Origin of the sequence: Streptomyces sp. NPDC052114, assembly GCF_040680155.1 — a bacterium.
Classification (GTDB): Bacteria; Actinomycetota; Actinomycetes; order Streptomycetales; family Streptomycetaceae; genus Streptomyces.
In genome coordinates this window covers 269,873-290,884 of record NZ_JBFAWC010000012.1, presented here as the reverse complement: position 1 = coordinate 290,884, position 21,012 = coordinate 269,873, and the positions used below count along the sequence as shown (strand labels likewise).

Here is a 21,012-nt window from a genome sequence, read left to right as displayed (position 1 = left end):
TTCGTGCGGAGTCAGGCGGCTCGGAGCGGTCGGCCCGCCCCGGGGGCCGGGGGGCGGGCAGCACCCCTGAACTGACGTGTGCTGCCCGGTGGTTCAGATGTCCCGTTCAGATGTCTCGTTCCGCGAGCCAGGCACGAATCGCGCCGGTCGTCGCGGAGATGTTGTCCTCCATGATCGTAAAGTGATCGCCCGGTGTGGTGACCAGCGTGTGCGGGAAGGACCAGGAGGCCCGCCAGCCGTCGCCGTCGAAGGCGTCCGCCTGGTTCGGCATGGGGTCCTCGGGGCGCAGGAAGAGCGTCGGCGCCTGGGTCGGCGCGATCGCGCACTCGTCCATCAGCGTGTGGTAGTGACCCATCGCGCTGAGCCGTACGCCGCTCAACGCGCCCTTGCCGAAGAGGTGTTCGCGGGCGAAGAGGGCGTCCATCATGGCCCGGCTCAGCTCGGTGGAGAACTGGGTGCCCGCCTGGAAGGCGTCCAGGACGACGGTGGCCGCCGGGGCGAGCCCGGCCTGCTCCGCCCGCATGGCCAGCGCGTGGCCGATCAGTCCGCCGGCCGAGTGCCCGAGGAGCACGTAGGGCCGCTCGCCGACGGCCGCGCGCAGCGCCTCGACCTGGAGGTCGAGGAACGCCTCGAAGGTCGCGGGCACCGACTCCCCTTCGCCGAAGCCGGGGTTGACCAGGACCAGCACGTCACGCTCGCCCTGGATCTGCTGGGCGAGCCCGACGTACTGAAGCGGTCCGGCGGTCGCGGTGATGGCCGGGACACAGACGAGGACGGCGCGCTCCGCCTCGCCCCTGGCCAGCCGGACCGGCTCCTGAAGGTGGTCCGCCACCGTCCCGGTGCCGAACGAGGCCCGCAGCCGGCCCGCGGCCTGGATGAGGTCCATGCCCACCGAGCCCGCCTGCCCCAGCGCGTGGGACTGGCGGTAGAGCGCCTCCAGGCTGTCGAACGGCGAGGCGGGTACGGCACCGGCGGGGGTCGCCGGGGCCGCCGCGTCCGGGTCGGGAGCGGTGCCCACGAGGCCGACCAGGTGCTCGGCGAGCAGCGCCGTGGTCGGGTGCTCGAACAACTCGGCGGCCGCCAGCTCCAGCCGGAGCAGCGTGCCGAGCCGGGCGCGCAGGTCGATGCCCGCCATCGAGTCCACGCCGAGATCGAGGAACTCGGCGTCCACGTCGATGACTTCGCCCTCGCCGTGGCCGAGCACCGCCGCGAGTTCGGTGCGGATCACGTCCTGGAGGAGGAGGGCCCGCTGGTCCGGCTCCGCGGCGAGGAACCGCGCGACGGTGTCGTGCGCGGACTGGGCGGACTTCGCGGCCTGCGCGGGCAGGGCGGCGGGGGCGGTCCGGGCGGCGGGCCGTGCCGGGGCGGGCACGGCGGCGTCCGGGTCGCGCCGGAAGTCCGCCGCGGGCGCCGCCCGCAGGGTCAGCCCGCGCACCTCGGCCACCGGTCGGCCGGTGGCGTCGGCGAGGTGGAGGCTCAGGGTCCGCTCCCCCGCCCCGTCCGGCGCGGCGTCCGACAGCCGTACGCGCAGGCTCGTCGCGCCCGTGGCGTCCAGGACCCGCACCCGGTCCCAGGCGGCCGGCAGCCACACCTGGGCGTCGTCGGCGCCCGAGGCGTCCGCGTGCGGCGCGCGGGCGTGCAGCGCCGCGTCGACCAGTGCCGGGTGCACGCCCGCAAACGCCTGCCCGGCGGCGGAGATCTCCTCGGGCAGCGCCACCTCGGCGAGGAGGTCGTCGCCGCTGCGCCAGGCGGCCCGCAGGCCACGGAACGCGGGCCCGTACACGTGCCCCCGCTCCGCCAGACCGGCGTACACAGCGGCGGGTTCGAGGGCCTCGGCGCCCGGCGGCGGCCAGGCACCGGCCAGGGCACGGAAACCCGCCGTGTCCACGGCGCCCTGCGGGACCGGCGCGACGACGGCACGGGCGTGGCACGTCCACTCCCCCGTCTCCGCGCCGTCCGCGCGCTCGGGCCGGGAGTGCACGGTCAGACGGCGCCGTCCGGCGTCGTCCGCCGGGCCCGCCTGGACCTGGACGTGCACGGCCGCCCGCGGGTCGAGGACCAGCGGCGCCTCCAGGGCGAGTTCGGCCACCTGGCCGCAGCCGAGGCGGCCTCCGGCGTACAGCGCCCAGTCGAGCAGGACGCTGCCGGGGACGACCACGGTGTCCACGACCACGTGGTCGGCCAGCCACGGGTGGGTGGCCTGCGCGAGCCGGCCGGTGAGCAGCGCCGTGCCGCTCTCCGCGAGTTCGACCGCGCACGCGAGGAGCGGGTGGTCGGCCGCGGTGAGCCCCACGGTGCCGGCGTCACCGGCGGGCGCGGAGACCTCCAGCCAGTAGTGACGCCGCTGGAAGGCGTACGTGGGGACGTCGGCGGGGCGCGCCGTCAGGCCGAGCAGGGCCGCCCAGTCGACGGAGGCACCGCGCGCCCACAGCTCGGCGGCCGTGCGCAGCAGCGCGGGGCGCGCCGCCTCGCCGTGCCGCGGGGCGGTGGTGACGAGGACCTCGCGTCCGTCGGCGGCAGCGATCTCCTCGACGGCGGCGGCCGTCTCGGGAACGGCCGGGGAGCCGAGCTCGACGACGGCGTCCACGCCGTCGGCCAGCAGGGCCTTCACCGCCGCACCGGGCCGCACGGGCTCGCGCAGGGCGCGGTACCAGTGCCGGGCGTCGAGTTCGTCGGCCGCCAGCCGCGCCCCGGTCACCGCCGAGTACATCCGTACGCGTGCGTCGCCGCCGACCGTCACCTCGGCGGCCAGGGCCGTCAGTTCCTCGCGCAGGGCGTCGAGTTCCGGGGTGTGCGCGGCGGCGCCGTGCGCGGCGAGCAGCCGGCCCTGGCCCGCGGCGAGCAGGGCGCCGTCGGCGCGGGACAGGACGCCCGCGGCGCAGGCCGCGGCGATCTCGCCGCCGCCGAGGCCGACGACGGCGGACGGGGTGACGCCCGCGGCCGACCACACCTCGGCGAGCGACACCGTGACCGCCCACAGCGCGGGACGCGCGACGGCGGCGTCGGTCAGCCGCTCGGGCGCGGCGCGCACCACGTCCAGCAGGGCGAAGTCGGTGTGCGGGGCCAGGGCCGCCGCGCAGTCGGCCATGGCGGACGCGAACACCGTTGAGGAGTCGAGGAGTTCGCGTGCGGCTTCCGCCCAGCCATCGGCCTGTCCGGGGAAGACGAACGCGGCCTTGAGCGCGGTGCGCGCCGTGCCGCGCACGGCGGCGTCGGCGGGGGCCTCCCCGCGGGCCAGGGCGTCGAGGGCGGCGGCGAATCCGTCGGCGTCCTCGGCCAGGACGACGGCCCGGTGGTCGAAGGCGGTGCGGCCGGCGGCCAGGGCCACGGCCGTCCCGGGCACGTCCGTGTCCCGCGCGCCGGCGTGGTCCCGCAGCCGGGCGGCCTGGTCGCGCAGCGCGGACGGCGACTTGGCGGACAGCACCCACGGCAGCACTCCGGCCGCGCCGTCGTCGCCCTTCGGCCCCGCCGTGTCCTGCGGGGCCTGTTCGAGGATGACGTGGGCGTTGGTGCCGCTGATGCCGAACGAGGACACGCCCGCGCGGCGCGGTCCCTGCCCCGGCCAGGCCGTGGGCTCGGTGACCAGTTCCACGGCGCCGGAGGACCAGTCGACGTGGCCGCTGGGGCTGTTGACGTGCAGGGTGGGCGGGACGACGCCGTGCCGCATCGCCATCACCATCTTGATGACACCGGCGACACCGGCCGCGGCCTGCGTGTGCCCGATGTTCGACTTCACCGACCCCAGCAGCAGCGCGCGTCCGCCCGTGCGCTCCTGGCCGTACGTGGCGAGCAGCGCCTGCGCCTCGATCGGGTCGCCGAGCGACGTACCCGTGCCGTGCGCCTCGACCACGTCCACGTCGGCGGCACCGAGGCCCGCTCCGGCCAGCGCCGCGCGGATGACGCGCTGCTGGGAGGGGCCGTTGGGGGCCGTCATGCCGTTGGAGGCGCCGTCCTGGTTGACGGCCGTGCCGCGCACGACGGCGAGGACCTGGTGGCCGTTGCGGCGCGCGTCGGAGAGCCGCTCGACGAGCAGCATGCCGACGCCCTCGCCCCAGGAGGTGCCGTCGGCGCCGTCCGCGAAGGCCTTGCAGCGGCCGTCGGGGGCGAGACCGCCCTGCTTGCCGAACTCGGTGAACACCCCGGGGGTCGCCATGACGGCGACGCCGCCGGCCAGCGCGAGGTCGCAGGCACCGCTGCGCAGCGCGGACACGGCCATGTCCAGGGCGACCAGGGAGGACGAGCAGGCCGTGTCGAGGGTCACGGCAGGGCCCTCCAGGCCGAGGGTGTAGGCGATGCGGCCGGAGGCGACGCTGCCCGCGGTGCCGTTGCTGAGGTAGCCGGCGATCTCCTCGGGGATCTCCTGGAGCCGTGCGACGTAGTCGTGGTGCATCAGGCCGGCGTAGACGCCGGTCTTGCTGTGCCGCAGGCTCGTCGGGTCGATGCCCGCGCGCTCGATGGCCTCCCAGGAGGCCTCCAGGAGCAGGCGGTGCTGCGGGTCCATGGTGGTGGCCTCGCGCGGCGAGACGCCGAAGAAGCCCGCGTCGAACTCGGCCGCGTCGTACAGGAATCCGCTCTCGCGGACGTAGGTGGCACCGGTGCGGCCGGGCTCGGGGTCGTAGAGCCGCTCCAGGTCCCAGCCACGGTCGTCGGGGAACCCGCCGATGCCCTCGCGTCCCGCGAGCACCATCTCCCACAGCTCTTCGGGGGAGCCGACGCCGCCGGGGTAGCGGCAGGCCATGCCGACGACGGCGATCGGGTCGTCGTCGGTGGCCCGCACCCGCGCGGCACGGGCGCCCTGGTCGGCGGGGCCCGCCAGCGCCTCGTCCAGGAAGGCCGCGAGCGCCTCGGGGCTCGGGTAGTCGAAGACGAGGGTGGTGGGCAGCTGGACCTCGGTGAACTCGGCGAGGCGGTTGCGCAGTTCGACGGCGGTCAGCGAGTCGAAGCCGAGGGCGTCGAAGGACTGGCCGGGCGCGATGTCCTCGGGCGCGCCGTGGCCGAGGACGGTGGCGACGTGCTCGCGCACCAGGTCGACGAGGGCGGCCGCGCGCTCCGCCGCCGCCATGCCGAGGAGCCGTCCGTGCCACGCCGATGAGGCGGCCGCCGGGGTGGCCGAGGCGCGCCGCGGGGCGGCCCTGACCAGGGAGCGCAGCAGCGCGGGCGGGTCGCTCTGGCCGCGCAGGTCCAGGCGTACGGGTACGGCGACGGGCGCGGTCAGCCGGACCGAGGCGTCGAACAGGGCCAGGCCCTCGTCGGCGCTCAGGGCCCGCAGGCCGCCGCGGTCGAGCCGGCCCAGGTCGGTGTCGCTGAGGGTGCCCGTCATGGCGCTGAGGTCGGCCCACAGGCCCCAGGCCAGCGAGTGCGCGGGCAGTCCCGCGGCGCGGCGGTGCCGGGCGAGGGCGTCCAGGAAGGTGTTGGCGGACGCGTAGTTGGCCTGGCCCGGGGAGCCGAAGACACCGGCGGCGGAGGAGAACAGCGCGAACAGTTCGAGGTCGCGGTCCCGGGTGAGCTCGTGCAGGTGCCAGGCGGCGTCGGCCTTGGGCCGCAGCACGGTGTCCAGGCGCTCGGGCGTCTGGGCGGTGACCATGCCGTCGTCGAGGACGCCCGCCGCGTGGACGACGCCCCGCAGCTCGGGCAGGGAGTCGACGAGTTCGGCCAGCGCCTCCCGCCGCGACACGTCACAGCCGGCAAGGCGCACCTCGGCGCCGAACTCCCGCAGTTCTTCCGCGAGTTCACTCGCGCCCGGGGCGTCGGCGCCGCGCCGTCCGGCGAGGACCAGGTCGCGCACCCCGTGGGCGGTGACCAGGTGCCGGGCGACCGCGGAGCCGATGACGCCGGTGCCGCCGGTGACCAGGACGGTGCCCTGCCCGGAGTACGCGGCGGGGGCCTCGGCGGCGGGCGCGGCGCGCACCAGGCGCGGCACGAGGACGTCGCCGTCGCGCACGGCCAGCTCGGTCTCCTGGTCGGCGAGCGCGGCGCGCACGGCGGCCCAGGGGATGTCGTCGGCGTCGGTGCCGGGCGCCAGGTCGAGCAGCGCGAACCGCCCGGGGTGCTCGGAGCGGGCCGAGCGCACCAGGCCGTGCACCGCGGCCTGCGCGGGGTCGGCGCCGTCGCCGGGGCGTGCCTCGACGGCTCCCCGGGTCAGGACGGCCAGCCGGGCCGCGGCGAGGCCGTCGTGCGCCAGCCACCCGTGGACGTGCTCCAGGGCGTGGCCCGCGCCCGCTCGTGCTCCGGCGAGGACGTCGGCGCCGCCCTGTCCGGTGCAGTCCAGGAGGACGGTGTCGGCGCCTTCGGCCACGGCGGCGGCCAGTTCCTCGACGGAGGTGCCGGCGCCCCAGACCGGCGGGGCCGCGCTCTCGGCGGCGCCCTGCGCGAGGGCCTTCCGGGGCTCCCAGGCCTCGGTGAACAGCGACTCGGCGACCACGGCGCGCGCCGGGGCGACGGGGGTCTCCGTGACCGGCCGCAGCACGAGTTCGTCGATGCCGACGACGGGGGCGCCCGCGGCGTCCGCGATCCGCACGCGGACGGCGGCGGTGCCCGTGGTCGACAGACAGACGCGGACGGTGCGGGCGCCGCTCGCCCACAGCCGCACGCCGGTCCACGCGAACGGGATCCGCGCGGTGTCCTCGCCCTCCTCGCCCGCACCGGCCAGGCCGATGCCGTGCAGGGCGGCGTCGAGCAGGGCGGGGTGGACGCCGAAGCCCGCGACGTCGTCCGCCGCGTCCTCGGGCAGCTCCACGTCGGCGAAGAAGTCGGTGCCGCGCCGCCAGGCATTGCGCAGCCCCTGGAAGGTGGGGCCGTACGCGTAGCCGCCCTCGGCGAGCGCGGGGTAGAAGTCGTCGATCTCCACCGGGGCGGCGCCGCGCGGCGGCCACACCTCGCCGGTGACGGCGCCGAAGTCGTCGGCGTCCGGCGTCGGATCGGTGGCCGGGGCGACCACGCCCTGGGCGTGCCGGATCCACTCCGCCTCGGCGCCGCTGGTGCCGTCGTCGAGCGGTTCGGGGCGCGAGTGCACGACGACGGGCCGGTTGCCCCGGTCGTCCGCGGGGCCGACGCCGACCTGGATCTGCACGGCGCCCTCGGGGGTGAGGACGAGCGGCGTCTCCAGGGTGAGGTCGCGGAGCCCGCCGCAGCCGACGTGCCGGCCCGCGCGCAGGGCGAGTTCGACGAAGGCGGTGCCCGGCAGGAGGACGGCGCCCACGATGGCGTGGTCGGCGAGCCAGGGGTGGGTGGCCAGGGAGATCCGGCCGGTGAGCACCGCGCCGCCCGCGGAGGAACCGTCGGCGACGCTGACGGCCGCGCCGAGGAGCGGGTGGTCCAGGCCCGCGAGTCCGGCGCCGCTCACGTCACCGGTGCCGCGCGAGGAGACACGCGGCCAGTACCGCCGGCGTTCGAAGGCGTAGGTGGGCAGGTCCTGGGCGGCGGGCACGGCGGGCAGCAGCGCACGCCAGTCCACGGCCGCGCCGCCGGTCCACAGCGCGCCGACGGCCCGCAGCAGCGCGGCGACCAGGGGCCGTTCGCGGTGGGCGACCGAGGTGACGGTGGCGGAGTGGCCCTCGGGGAGGCTGTCCTCCAGGGGGCGGGTGAGGACGGCGTGCGGGCCGATCTCCAGGAAGGCGTCCACGCGCGGGGCCGCGGCGCGCACGGCGTCCTGGAAGCGGACGGCCTGCCGGGCGTGGCGCACCCAGTAGTCCGGCGAGGTGATGTCGTCCGCCGCGGGCTCACCGGTGACGGTGGAGACCAGCGGGATCTCCGGGCGGGCGAAGGAGAGGCCCGCGAGCACGGCGCGGAACTCGTCGAGCATCGGCTCCATCAGCGGCGAGTGGAAGGCGTGGCTGACCTGGAGCCTGCGGGTGCGCCGGCCCGCCCGGTCGGCGGCCTCGGCCACCTGGTCCACGGCGTCCGACGCGCCGGACACGACGACGGCGGAGGGGCCGTTGACGGCGGCGATCGCGACCTGTGCGCGGTGCTCCTCGGGCAGGGCGGCCAGCCAGGCCTCGGCCTGCTCCTGGGTGGCGTCGAGCGCCAGCATGGCGCCGCCGTCCGGCAGTCGCTGCATGAGGGCGCCGCGGGCGACGGCCAGGGTGACCGCGTCGTCCAGGGAGAGCACCCCGGCGACGTGGGCGGCGGCGATCTCGCCGATGGAGTGGCCGAGGACGACGTCGGGACGTACGCCCCAGGCCTCCAGGGTGCGGAACAGCGCGACCTCGACGGCGAAGAGGGCGATCTGGGTGTACTGGGTCCGGTGGATCAGTTCCCCGTGCTCGGCGGGGTGTCCGTCGGACCCGGCGAGCACCACGTCCGCCAGCGGGACGTCGAGCTTCGGGTCGGCGGCGGCGCGGACGGCGTCGAACGCGGCGGCGAACGCCGGCAGTCGCTCGTACCACTGCCGGCCCATGCCCACCCACTGGGCGCCCTGCCCGGCGAAGACGAAGGCGGTCTTGGCGCCGGGGCGTGCCGTGCCGTGGACGAGGTGGCGGCCCGCCGCGCCCTGGTCGGCGAGGGCGTCGAGGGCCTTGGTGAGTCCCTCGGTGTCCTCGCCCAGGACGACGGCCCGGTGCTCGAAGGCGGTGCGGGTGGTGGCCAGCGCGAGCGCCGTGCCCGCGAGGTCGGCGCCCGCGGCGGCGTGGTCCCGCAGCCGGGCGGCCTGGGCGCGCAGCGCGGACGGCGACTTGGCGGAGAGCACCCACGGCAGTACGTCGGGTGCCGACACCGCGGGCGCCGCGTCGGCCGCCTCCTCTTCGGCGGCCGGTTCCTGGGGGGCCTGTTCGAGGATGACGTGGGCGTTGGTGCCGCTGATGCCGAAGGAGGACACGCCCGCGCGGCGCGGCCCCCGCCCCGGCCAGTCGACCCGGTCCGTGGCCAGCTCGACGGCGCCGGAGGCCCAGTCGACATGGCTGCTGGGCTCGTCCACGTGCAGGGTCGGGGGGACGACGCCGTGCCGCATCGCCAGCACCATCTTGATGACACCGGCGACACCGGCCGCGGCCTGCGTGTGACCGATGTTGGACTTCACGGATCCGAGCAACAGCGCGTGCTCGCCCGATCGTTCCTGGCCGTAGGTGGCGAGCAGCGCCTGCGCCTCGATCGGGTCGCCGAGCGACGTGCCCGTGCCGTGCGCCTCCACCACGTCCACGTCGGACGCGGCGAGGCCCGCGTTGGCGAGCGCCTGGCGGATGACCCGCTGCTGCGAGGGGCCGTTGGGCGCGGTCAGGCCGTTCGAGGCGCCGTCCTGGTTGACGGCCGAGCCGCGCACGACGGCGAGGACCTGGTGACCGTTGCGCCGCGCGTCGGAGAGCCGCTCGACGAGCAGTACGCCGACGCCCTCGCCCCACGCGGTGCCGTCGGCGCCCTCGGCGAACGCCTTGCACCGGGCGTCGGCGGCGAGACCGCCCTGCTTGCCGAACTCCGCGAAGACACCGGGGGTCGACATCACGGTGACGCCGCCGACCAGGGCCAGCGGGCAGTCGCCGGAGCGCAGCGCGCGGGCCGCCAGGTGCAGCGCCACGAGGGAGGCGGAGCACGCGGTGTCCACGGTCACTGCCGGGCCCTCGAAGCCGAGGGCGAAGGAGACGCGGCCGGAGACGACGCTGGAGGCGTTGCCGGTCAGCAGATGGCCGAGGGACTCGTGCCCGGCGTGGTTGAGCATGCCGGGGTAGTCGGCGCCGTTGACGCCGATGAACACGCCGGTCCCGCTGCCGTGCAGGGTGGCCGCGTCGATCCCGGCGCGCTCCAGGGTCTCCCAGGAGGTCTCCAGGAGCAGCCGCTGCTGCGGGTCCATCTCCAGGGCCTCGCGCGGGGATATCCCGAAGAAGCCCGCGTCGAACTCGGTGGCCGTGTCGAGGAATCCGCCCTGCGGACGGGTGCCGCCCTCGGGCTGCTGCCAGCCCCGGTCGGCGGGGAAGTCGCTCATGGCGTCGACGCCGTCGCGCAGCAGGTCCCAGAACGCCTCGGGCGTGCCGGCCCCGCCGGGGAAACGGCAGCCCATGCCCACGATGGCGATGGGCTCCCGCTCGGTCTCCTCCAGGTCCCGGACCCGGTCCCTGGTGCGCTTCAGGTCCGCCGTCACCCGCTTCAGGTACTCGACGACCTGCTCTTTCTCAGCCATGAACGAAACCCCTCGTTGTACGCGTGGTGCTGGTGGGCCGTGCCTGCATCAGCTCAGCCCGATCTCGTCGTCGATGTAGCGGAGCAGCTCTTCCTCGCTGACCGAGCTCAGCTCGTCGGCCCCGAGCTCCTCGTCCCGGCCGCCGGGGGCGGCGCCCGCGAGCGTCCTGGAGCGTTCCCGCCAGCGCAGCAGCAGGGTCTCCAGACGGGCCGTCAGACGGCTGACCTCGGCCTCGTCCCGCTCGTCGTCGAGCATGGCCTCCAGGCGGTCGACGGTCTCCTTGCCCCACTCCTCGGCCGCCGTCTCGGGCAGCAGGATCCCGAGGAGGTGTCCGGTGAGCGCCTCGGGCGTGGGGTAGTCGAAGACGAGCGTGGTGGGCAGCCGGGTGCCGGCCATCCGCGCGAGGCGGTTGCGCAGTTCCACGGCGGTCAGCGAGTCGAAGCCGAGCTCCGTGAAGGACCGGGTGGCCGAGATCTGCTCGGCGGTGCCGTACTTGAGCACCTCGGCGATCTGGCCGCGCACCGTCTCCAGGAGCGCGTCCGTCCGCTCGGCCGCCGGCAGCGCGGAGAGCCGGCTGCGCAGCGTCTGGGCGTCCGGCGCCGTGGCGCGGCGCGGGGCGGCGCGCACCAGGCCGCGCAGCAGCGCGGGCGTGTCCTCGCCGCCGCGCAGCAGGGCGCGGTCCAGCTGGACGGGGGCGGTGTGCGCCCGTCCGCTGGTCAGGGCGCGATCGAAGAGGGCGAGGCCCTCCTCGGTGCTGAACGGCAGGACGCCGCCCGCGCTCATGCGGCGCAGCTCGTCCTCGCTGAGGGTGGCGGTCAGCTCGCTGGTCTCCTCCCACAGGCCCCACGCCATCGAGTGCGCGGGCAGGCCCTCGGCCCTGCGGCAGACCGCGAGGGCGTCCAGGAACACGTTCGCGGCGGCGTAGTTGGCCTGTCCGGGCGAGCCGAACACACCGGCGGCCGACGAGAACAGCGCGAACAGGTCGAGGTCCTTGTCCCGCGTGAGCTCGTGCAGGTGCCAGGCCGCGTCGACCTTCGGGCGCAGCACGGACTCCAGGCGCTCCGGGGTCAGACCCGACACCACGCCGTCGTCCACCGCGCCGGCCGCGTGCACGATGCCCCGTACGTCCGGCAGTTCGGCCAGCAGCCGCTCCACCTCGCCACGGACGGCCACGTCACAGGCCACCACCCGCGCACGGGCACCGAGTTCGGTGATCCGGTCGACCACCTCGCGTGCGCCCGGCGCCTGTTCGCCGCGTCGGCTCACCAGCACCACGTCCCGCACGCCATGGGCCGCCACGAGGTGCCGCGCCACCGCGGCACCCACCACACCCGTACCGCCCGTCACGAGCACCGGGCCCTCGCCCGACCACTCCGCACCCGCACCGGCACGGGTGTCCGTGCCGATCAGGGACAGCCTGGGGACGTACGTCTCGCCGTCGCGCAGGGCGACCTCCGGCTCGTCGGCGGCGACGGCCGCGGCGAGGACGGCGGCGGGCACGTCGGCGCTCTCGCCGTCGGTGTCCACCAGCACGAAACGGTCGGGGTGTTCGGCGCGGGCCGAGCGCAGGAAGCCCCGGACGGCGGCCTGCGTGAGGTCCACCGCCTCGGTGTCCGCCAGGGCGACGGCGCCGCGCGTGACCACGGCGAGCCGCGCGTCGGCGAGGGCGTCGTCGGCCAGCCACTCCTGGGCGCGGGCGAGCGCGCCGGTCAGCGCGTCGCGCACCCGGCGCGGCAGGCCCTCGCCGTCGGTCTCCCCCGGCCCGTCGCCGAGCAGGGCGGCGGTGTCCAGGAGCACCAGGCGTACGCCGTCGGCGACGGCGGCCGCGACTTCCTCGGCCGACCGCGTGCCGTCCCACAGGAGCGAACGCACCTCGTCCGTGGGCGCGTCGAACGGACGGCGCTCCCAGCGGACCTCGTACAGCGAACGGGCGGCGACCGAACCCGCGGAGCGCAGCCGGGCCGCACTCACCGGGCGCAGCTCGACCTGGTCGGCGCCGAGCAGCGGGGTGCCGTCCACGGCCGTGGCACGCACCCGCACGGCGCCGTCGCCCGCCGGGGACAGGAGCACCCGCACGGTCCGGGCGTCGTCGCCCGCGTCCGCGCCCGCGGCCGTGAAGAGGCTCTCGGCCCCCGGCCGCACGCCCCGCCAGACGGCGGGCTGCACGGGCCCGGCGGCACCGGGACCGCCCGCGTCCGTCAGGCGCCAGGCGTGGCAGACGGACTCCAGCAGCGCGGCGCGCGGCGCGAGACCGTCGGCGGCCCGCTCCGGCAGTTCCACCTCGGCACAGACCTCCTCGCCGCTGCGCCAGGCCGCGCGCAGCCCCTGGAGCGCCGGGCCGAACTGCTGCCCCGCGGCGAAGAGTTCGCCGTAGAGGCCGGCCGCGTCCAGCGGGGTGGCGTCGGCGGGCGGCCAGACGCCCGCGAGGCGCGCGTACGTCTCGTCGGCCGCGTCGGACTCGGGGCGCAGCACGGCGGTGGCGTGCAGGGTCCACTCCGCCGTGGGGTCGCCGTCGGGCTGCGCGTGGACGGTGAGCCCGCGGCTCCCGTCGGCGTCGGGCGCGGCGGCCATCACCTGGACGCGCAGGGCGCCCTCGGCGGGCGGGAGCAGCGGGTCGTGCTGCTCCAGGTGCGCGACGCCGGGCAGGCCGAGGCGGTCCGCCGCGTACAGCACCCAGTCGAGCACGGCGCCGCCGGGCACGACGGCCGTGTCGAGGACGGTGTGCTCGGCGGGCGAGGCCGCCGCCGGGGCGGTGAGCCTGCCGGTGAGCAGGAGGGTGTCCGTGCCGGCGGGGACGACGGCCGCGGCAAGGACCGGGTGGTCGGTCGCCTCCTGGCCGACGCCGCCCGGGTCGCCGAAGTCCTGCGGCGCGTCCAGCCAGTAGCGCTCGCGCTGGAAGGCGTACGTCGGCAGGTCGACGGGGTCCGCCGCCGGGTCCGGGGCGGGCGTCAGGGCCGTCCAGTCGACGCCGAGGCCGCGGGTCCACAGGGTGGCGGCGTTGCGCAGCAGTGCCGTGCGCTCGTCCTCGTCGCGGCGCAGGGTGCCGGTGACGACGACCTCGCGTCCACCGGCGTTCAGCGCGGCGTCCTCCAGGGCCGCGGTGGTCACCGGGTGCGGGCTGATCTCGACGAAGGTGTCGACGCCGGACGCCAGGAGTTCGGCGACGACTTCGGCGAAGCGCACGGGCTGCCGCAGATTGCGGTACCAGTACGCGGCGTCGGCCTCGGCCTCCGCGACGTGCTCCCCGGTCACGGTGGAGTGCCAGGTCACCCGGGGCCGCGCGGAGTCGACGTCGCCGAGCTCCTTCAGGAGGCGGTCCTCGATGAGTTCGACCTGGGGGGCGTGCGAGGGGTAGGTCACGGGGATGCGGCGGGCGCGGACCCCGTCGGCCTCGCAGCCGTCGAGGAGCCGCCGCAGCGGTCCCTCGTCACCGGCGACGACGACCGCGCCGGGGCCGTTCACCGCGGCGATGACCACGCCGGTCGCCGGGTCGGCGTCCTCGTCGGAGGCCGCGTACCGGTCGATGAGGGCCTGGGCCTGGTCGGCGGGCACGGTCAGCGAGGCCATGCCGCCGCGTCCGGCGAGCTCCTCGGCGATGACGCGGCTGCGCAGCGCCACGAGCCGGGCGCCGTCGGCCAGCGACAGCGCGCCCGCCACGCAGGCCGCGGCGATCTCGCCCTGCGAGTGGCCGACGACCACGGACGGGCTGATGCCGCTCTCCTGCCAGACCGCGGCGAGGGAGACCATGACGGCCCACAGCGCGGGCTGCACGACGTCGACCCGCTCCAGGGCCTGCTTGTCGCCGAGCACGTCGAGCAGGTTCCAGTCGGTGTGCGCCGACAGCTCGTCGGCGCAGCGCCGCAGCCAGGTGTCGAACACCGGGGAGGACTCCATGAGTCCGAGCGCCATGCCGGTCCACTGGGCGCCCTGGCCGGGGAAGACGAAGGCCACGTTCGCGCCGGGACGCACGGTCCCGGAGACGAGGCCGGGCACCTCGGAGTCCTGGCGGGCCAGGGCGGTCAGGCCCTCGACGAAGCCCTCGGGGCCCGCGGCGAGGACGACGGCGCGCTCGTCGAAGGCGGTGCGCGTCGCGACGAGCGCGGCGGCGGTCGCCGTCGGGTCGGTGCCGGCGGCGGCCAGGGCGCGCAGCCGGCCGGCCTGGCCGCGCAGCGCGGCGGGCGTCCTGGCCGAGACGGGCCACGGGAGTACGGCGCCGTCGGCCGCGGCGAGCACGGGCTCGGGGGCGTCGCCGGCCGGCTTCGGCTCCTCGGGCTCGGGGGCCTGTTCGAGGATGACGTGGGCGTTGGTGCCGCTGATGCCGAACGAGGAGACGGCGGCCCGGCGCGGGCGGCCCGTCTCGGGCCAGGCGACGGATTCGGTGGCCAGCTCGACGGCGCCCGCGGTCCAGTCGATGTGCTCGCTGGGGCGTTCGACGTGCAGGGTGCGCGGCACGGTGCCGTGCCGCAGGGCGAGCACCATCTTCATGACGCCCGCGATGCCGGCCGCGGCCTGGGTGTGGCCGATGTTCGACTTCACCGAACCGAGCAGCACGGGCTGCCGGTCGGCGCGTTCCTGGCCGTACGTGGCGAGCAGCGCCTGCGCCTCGATCGGGTCGCCGAGCGACGTGCCCGTGCCGTGCGCCTCCACCACGTCCACGTCGGACGTGCCGAGGCCCGCGTTGGCGAGGGCCTGGCGGATGACCCGCTGCTGCGAGGGGCCGTTGGGCGCGGTCAGGCCGTTCGAGGCGCCGTCCTGGTTGACGGCCGAACCCTTGATGACGGCGAGGACGCGGTGACCGTTGCGCACGGCGTCCGAGAGCCGCTCGACCAGGACCATGCCCGCGCCCTCGGCGACGCCCATGCCGTCCGCGCGGTCGGAGAAGGCCTTGCAGCGGCCGTCGTGCGCAAGGCCGCGCTGACGGGTGAACTCCGCGAAGATCGTCGGCGTGGACATCACGGTGACGCCGCCCGCGAGCGCGAGGTCGCACTCGGCGCGCTGCAGCGCGCTGACCGCCATGTCCAGCGCGACCAGGGACGAGGAGCAGGCGGTGTCCACGGTCACGGCGGGGCCCTCGAAGCCGAGGGTGTAGGAGACGCGGCCGGTGGCGACGCTGCCCGCGTTGCCGTTGCTGAGGAAGCCGGCGACGTCCTCGGGCACGGAGCGCAGCCGGGCGGCGTACTCGTGGTACATCAGGCCGGAGAAGACGCCGGTCCTGCTGCCGCGCAGCCGGGTCGGGTCGACGCCGGCCCGCTCGATGGCCTCCCAGGACAGTTCGAGGAGCATCCGGTGCTGGGGGTCCATGGTGACGGCCTCGCGCGGGGAGATCCCGAAGAAGGAGGCGTCGAAGTCGGCGGCGTCGTGCAGGAAGCCGCCCTGGTCGACCAGCGAGGTGCCGGGGCGTTCGCCGGTGGGGTCGAAGAACGAGTCGAGGGCCCAGTCGCGGTCCGACGGGAAGGCGCTGATGCCCTCGCCGCCGTCGGCGAGCAGCTGCCACAGGTCCTCGGGCGAGTCGACGTTTCCGGGGAAGCGGCAGCTCATGCCGACGATGGCGATGGGCTCGTCGTCCGCCACGACACGGGCCACGGCGGCCTGCTGCCGCACGGCGGTGCCGGCGAGCAGCTGGTGCAGGTGGGCGCCGAGCACGGCCGGGGTCGGGTAGTCGAAGACGAGGGTGGCGGGCAGCCGGGTGCCGGTGAGGTCGTTGAGGCGGTTGCGCAGCTCCACGGCGGTCAGCGAGTCGAAGCCGAGGTCCTTGAACCCCCGGTCGACGGGGACCTCTTCGGCGCCGGCGTGTCCGAGCACGGCGGCGACCCGGTCGCGGACGAGGTCGACGAGCAGCTGCTCGCGCTCGGCCTCGGGCGTGGCGTCGAAGGTGGCGCGCCAGCCGCGGCCCGCGGCGCCGCCGGCGCGGCGGGCGGGGGTGCGCACCAGGGCGCGCAGCAGCGGCGGCACCTGCTGTCCTTCGGCGCGGGCGCGCGTCAGGTCCAGGCGTACGGGCACCAGGTGCGGGGCGTCGAGGGCCAGGGACTGGTCGAAGAGGGCGAGGCCCTCCTCGGTGCCGAGCGTCCGCAGACCACCGCGGTCGAGGCGGGCCCTGTCGGACTCGCTGAGGGTGGCGGTCAGCTCGCTGGTCTCCTCCCACAGGCCCCACGACAGGGACTGCGCGGGCAGGCCCTCGGCCCTGCGGCGCACCGCGAGGGCGTCCAGGAACACGTTCGCGGCGGCGTAGTTGGCCTGCCCGGGCGAACCGAACACACCGGCCGCCGACGAGAACAGCACGAACAGACCGAGGTCCTTGTCCCGCGTGAGCTCATGCAGGTGCCAGGCCGCGTCCACCTTCGGGCGCAGCACCGACTCCAGCCGCTCCGCGGTCAGACCCGGCACCACGCCGTCGTCCACCGCACCGGCCGCGTGCACGATTCCCCGTACGTCCGGCAGATCGGCCAGCAGCCGCTCCACCTCGCCACGGACGGCCACGTCACACGCCACCACCCGCGCACGGGCACCCAGACCGGTCAGCTCGGCCACCAACTCGGCCGTCCCCGGGGCCTGTTCGCCCCGACGGCTCACCAGCACCAGCTCACGCACACCGTGAGCCGCCACGAGGTGCCGCGCCACCGCGGCACCCACCACACCCGTGCCGCCCGTCACGAGCACCGGGCCCTCGCCCGACCACTCCGCACCCGTGCCGGAAGCGGCGGTGTCGGGGCGGGTCAGGCGCGGGACGAACACGGCGTCGCCGCGCAGGGCGACCTCCGGCTCGCCCTCGGCGACGGCCGCGGCGAGGACGGCGGCGGACACGTCGGCGCTCTCGCCGTCGGTGTCCACCAGCAGGAAACGGTCCGGGTTCTCGGACATGGCGGAGCGCAGCAGGCCGCGCACGGAGGCCTGCGCCGGGTCGGGCAGTTCCTCGGGCGCGATGCCGACGGCGCCGCGCGTCAGCACGGCGAGGCGCGCCGCCGCGGGCGTCTCCTGGGCGAGCCACTCCTGCACTCGGGCCAGCACGGCGCCGGTCAGCGCGTGCGCCGCGGCCGGTACGTCGACGGCTTCGGGCAGGCCCTGCGCGGTGCAGTCGAGCAGCACCAACTCCGGCTCGTCACCGAGCACGTCGGCGAGCGGGGCGCCCGGGTTCCAGAGCGCGGTGCGGGCTTCGTCCGTCGGCGCGGGCTGCCAGGCGTCCCAGCGCGGGACGTACAGCGAGCGGGTGGGGACGGTGCGCACGTCGGCGGCGGACAGCGGACGCAGGACCAGCTCGTCCACGGAGGCGACGGGCGTGCCCGCGGTGTCCGTGGCGCGCAGCCGTACGCCGTCCTCGCCCGCCGCGCTCAGCCGGACGCGCAGCGCGGTGGCACCGTCGGTCCAGCTCTGCACGCCGGACCAGGCGAACGGCAGGCGGACCGTGCCCTCGTCCCCGAACAGCCCGCCCAGGCCCATGGCGTGGAGGGCGGCGTCGAGGAGCGCCGGGTGGACGAGGAACTCCTCGGCACTCGCCTCCTCGGGCAGGGCGACCTCGGCGAACACGTCGTCGCCGCGCCGCCAGACGGACTGGAGGCCCTGGAAGGCGGGGCCGTACTCGTAGCCGCGCTCGAACAGCGCGTCGTAGAAGTCGCCCATCTCGACGGCGGTGGCGCCGGCGGGCGGCCAGGCGCCCTGGAGGTCGCCGAACCCGTCCGTCTCCTGGGGCTCCTCGGCCGCGAGGGTGGCGGTGGCGTGGCGGATCCACTCGGCGGGCTCGTCCTGGTCGGCCGTGCCGGAGCGGGAGTAGACGGCAGCGGAGCGCGCGCCGTTCTCGTCGGCCTCGGAGACCTGGACCTGGACGGTGACCCCGGTGTCCTGGGTGAGGGTGAGGGGCCGCTCCAGGGTGAGTTCCTGGACGCGGCCGCAGCCGGTCTCGCGGCCCGCGGCGAGCGCGAGTTCGAGGAAGGCGGTGCCCGGCAGGAGCACGGTCTCCAGGAGCGCGTGGTCGGCCAGCCAGGGGTGGGTGGGCAGCGAGAGGCGCCCGGTGAGCACGGTCGTGCCGGACTCGGCGGGGACGGTGGCGGCGGCGAGCAGCGGGTGCGCGACGGGGTCGAGCCCGATGCCCGCGGCGTCGCCGGTGCCTGCCGGTCCCTCCATCCAGTAGCGGCGCCGCTGGAAGGGGTACGTCGGCAGCTCGGCGGCCTCGGCCACGGCGGCCGGGGTGGCGGTGGCGGCCACGGTGTCCAGGAAGGCGTCCCAGGAGACGGGCACGCCACGGGTCCACAGCGCGGCGGCGGCGCGGGTCAGCGCGGCGCTCTCGTCCTGGTCGCGGCGCAGGGTGCCGGAGACCACGACGTCGCCGCGGCCCGCGGCGGCCGCGACGTCCTCGACGGCGGGGGCGAGCACGGGGTGCGGGCTGATCTCGACGAAGGTGTCGATGCCCCGGTCGAGCAGCGCGGCGACCGTCTCGGCGAACCGCACGGGCCGGCGCAGGTTCTGGTACCAGTACTGCGCGTCGGCCTCGGTGGCCGTGTCGAGGGGCTCCACCGTCACCGACGAGTGCATGGGCACGGTGCCGGCGCGCGGCTCGATCGGCTCGGCGACCTCGAGGAGCCGGGTGCGGATGCTCTCGACGTGCGGGGTGTGCGAGGCGTAGTCGACCGGGATGGTGCGGGCGCGGACGCCCGCGGCCTCGGCGGCCTCGGAGACCTCGGCGAGCACCTCGGGGGCGCCCGCGACGACCGTGGCCCCGGGGCCGTTGACGGCAGCGACCCACACGCCCTCGCGCCCGCCGAGGAGTTCGGCGGCGCGCTCGGCGGAGGCGGCGAGGGAGACCATGCCGCCCTGGCCCGCGAGGTCCTCGGCGATGGTGCGGCTGCGCAGCGCGACCAGACGCGCCCCGTCCGCCAGGGTGAGGATCCCGGCGGCGCAGGCGGCGGCGATCTCGCCCTGCGAGTGTCCGGCCACGACGTCGGGGGTGACGCCCGCGGCCTGCCAGACCTTCGCGAGGGAGACCATGACGGCCCACAGCGCGGGCTGCACCACGTCGACGCGCTTGAGGGCCTGCTCGTCGCCGAGGACGTCGAGCAACCGCCAGTCGGTGTGCGGCGCCAGGGCGTCGGCGCAGGCGCGCATGGCGTCGGCGAAGACGGGCGAGGACGTGATCAGCCCGGTGGCCATGCCGACCCACTGGGCGCCCTGGCCGGGGAAGACGAACGCGACCTTGGCGCCGGGGCGCGCGGTGCCGTGCACCAGACCGGGGGCGTCCGCCGTGCCGTCGGCGAGCGCGGTCAGGGCCGCGGTGCGCTCGTCGCCGAGGACGACGGCGCGGCGGGTGAAGGCGGCGCGGGTGCGGACCAGCGCGGCGGCGACGGCGTCCGCGTCGGGGGCGGCGGTGTCGCCCGCCGTGCCGACGAAGGTGCGCAGCCGTGCGGCCTGGTCGTACAGCGTGGCCTCGTTCTTGGCGGACAGCGGCCAGGGCGGTACGACGCCGGTGAGGACCGGCGGGGCTCCCTCGGTGTCGGCGGCGGGCGCCCCGGTGTCCGGCTCCTCGGGCTCGGGGGCCTGTTCGAGGATGACGTGGGCGTTGGTGCCGCTGATGCCGAACGAGGAGACGGCGGCCCGGCGCGGGCGGCCCGTCTCGGGCCAGGCGACGGGCTCGGTGACGAGCTCGACGGCGCCCGCGGTCCAGTCGACGTGCGGGGTGGGCTCGTCGACGTGCAGGGTCGGGGGGATGACGCCGTGCTGCAGGGCGAGCACCATCTTGATGACGCCCGCGATGCCGGCCGCCGACTGGGTGTGCCCGATGTTGGACTTCACCGAGCCGAGCAGCAGCGGACGGTCCTCGGGCCGGTCCTGGCCGTAGGTGGCCAGCAGCGCCTGCGCCTCGATCGGGTCGCCGAGGGTGGTGCCGGTGCCGTGCGCCTCCAGGGCGTCGACGTCGGCCGGGGAGAGCCCGGCGTTGGCGAGGGCCTGGCGGATGACGCGCTGCTGGGAGGGGCCGTTGGGCGCGGTCAGGCCGTTCGAGGCGCCGTCCTGGTTGACGGCCGAGCCCTTGATGACGGCGAGGACGCGGTGGCCGTTGCGGCGGGCGTCCGAGAGCCGCTCGACGAGGAGTACGCCGACGCCCTCGCCCCAGGCGGTGCCGTCGGCGGAGGCGGCGAACGCCTTGCACAGGCCGTCCTGGGAGAGACCGCGCTGCTTGCTGAACTCGGTGAAGGCCGCCGGGGTCGACATCACCATCACGCCGCCCACCAGGGCCAGCGAGCTCTCCTTGTTGCGCAGCGACTGCGCCGCGAGGTGCAGCGCGGTCAGCGAGGACGAGCAGGCGGTGTCGACGGTGACGGCCGGTCCCTCGAAGCCGTACGTGTAGGAGATGCGGCCGGAGAAGATGCTGGAGGCGTTGCCGGTCAGGAGGTAGCCCTCGCTGTCCTGCGTGTTGCCCACGTTCGAGCCGTACCCGGACAGGACGCCGCCGACGAAGACCCCCGCGCTCTCGCCGCGCAGCGTGCCCGGGTCGATCCCGGCCCGCTCGAACGCCTCCCAGGAGGCCTCCAGGAGGACCCGCTGCTGCGGGTCCATCGCGAGGGCCTCGCGCGGGGATATCTCGAAGAACTCCGCGTCGAAGTCGGCGGCGCCGTCGATGAACCCGCCCTTGCGGATGTAGGAGCTGCGCGGGCGCAGCCCGTCCGGGTCGTAGAGGGCACCCAGGTCCCAGCCGCGGTCCGCGGGGAAGTCCGCGATGCCCGCCCGCCCCTCGGCGACCAGCTGCCACAGGTCCTCGGGGGTCTGCACCCCACCGGGGAACCGGCAGCTCATGCCGACGACGGCGAGCGGTTCACGGGCGGCCTCCTCCACGGCGCGCAGCCGTGCGTAGGAGTCGCGGGCGTCGGCAACCGCCTGCTTCAGGTACTCGCGGAGCTTCTGCTCGTTCGACATCCAATCCTCTT

The 21,012-nt window shown here is 76.2% G+C and carries 2 protein-coding genes; both read right to left on the bottom strand.

Going from position 1 to position 21,012, the window contains the following annotated elements; genetic code table 11:
* Positions 1 to 106 precede the first annotated feature (106 nt).
* Entirely contained in the window at positions 107 to 10,105 is a 9,999-nt protein-coding gene (locus AB0L89_RS26825; protein ID WP_365145803.1) for an SDR family NAD(P)-dependent oxidoreductase, read from the bottom strand.
* A 48-nt stretch (positions 10,106 to 10,153) separates the two neighbouring features.
* Positions 10,154 to 21,001: a type I polyketide synthase gene (locus AB0L89_RS26820; protein WP_365145800.1), complete on the bottom strand. Its 10,848-nt coding sequence runs from the start codon at positions 20,999 to 21,001 to the stop codon at positions 10,154 to 10,156.
* Between the last annotated feature and the right edge of the window lie 11 nt (positions 21,002 to 21,012).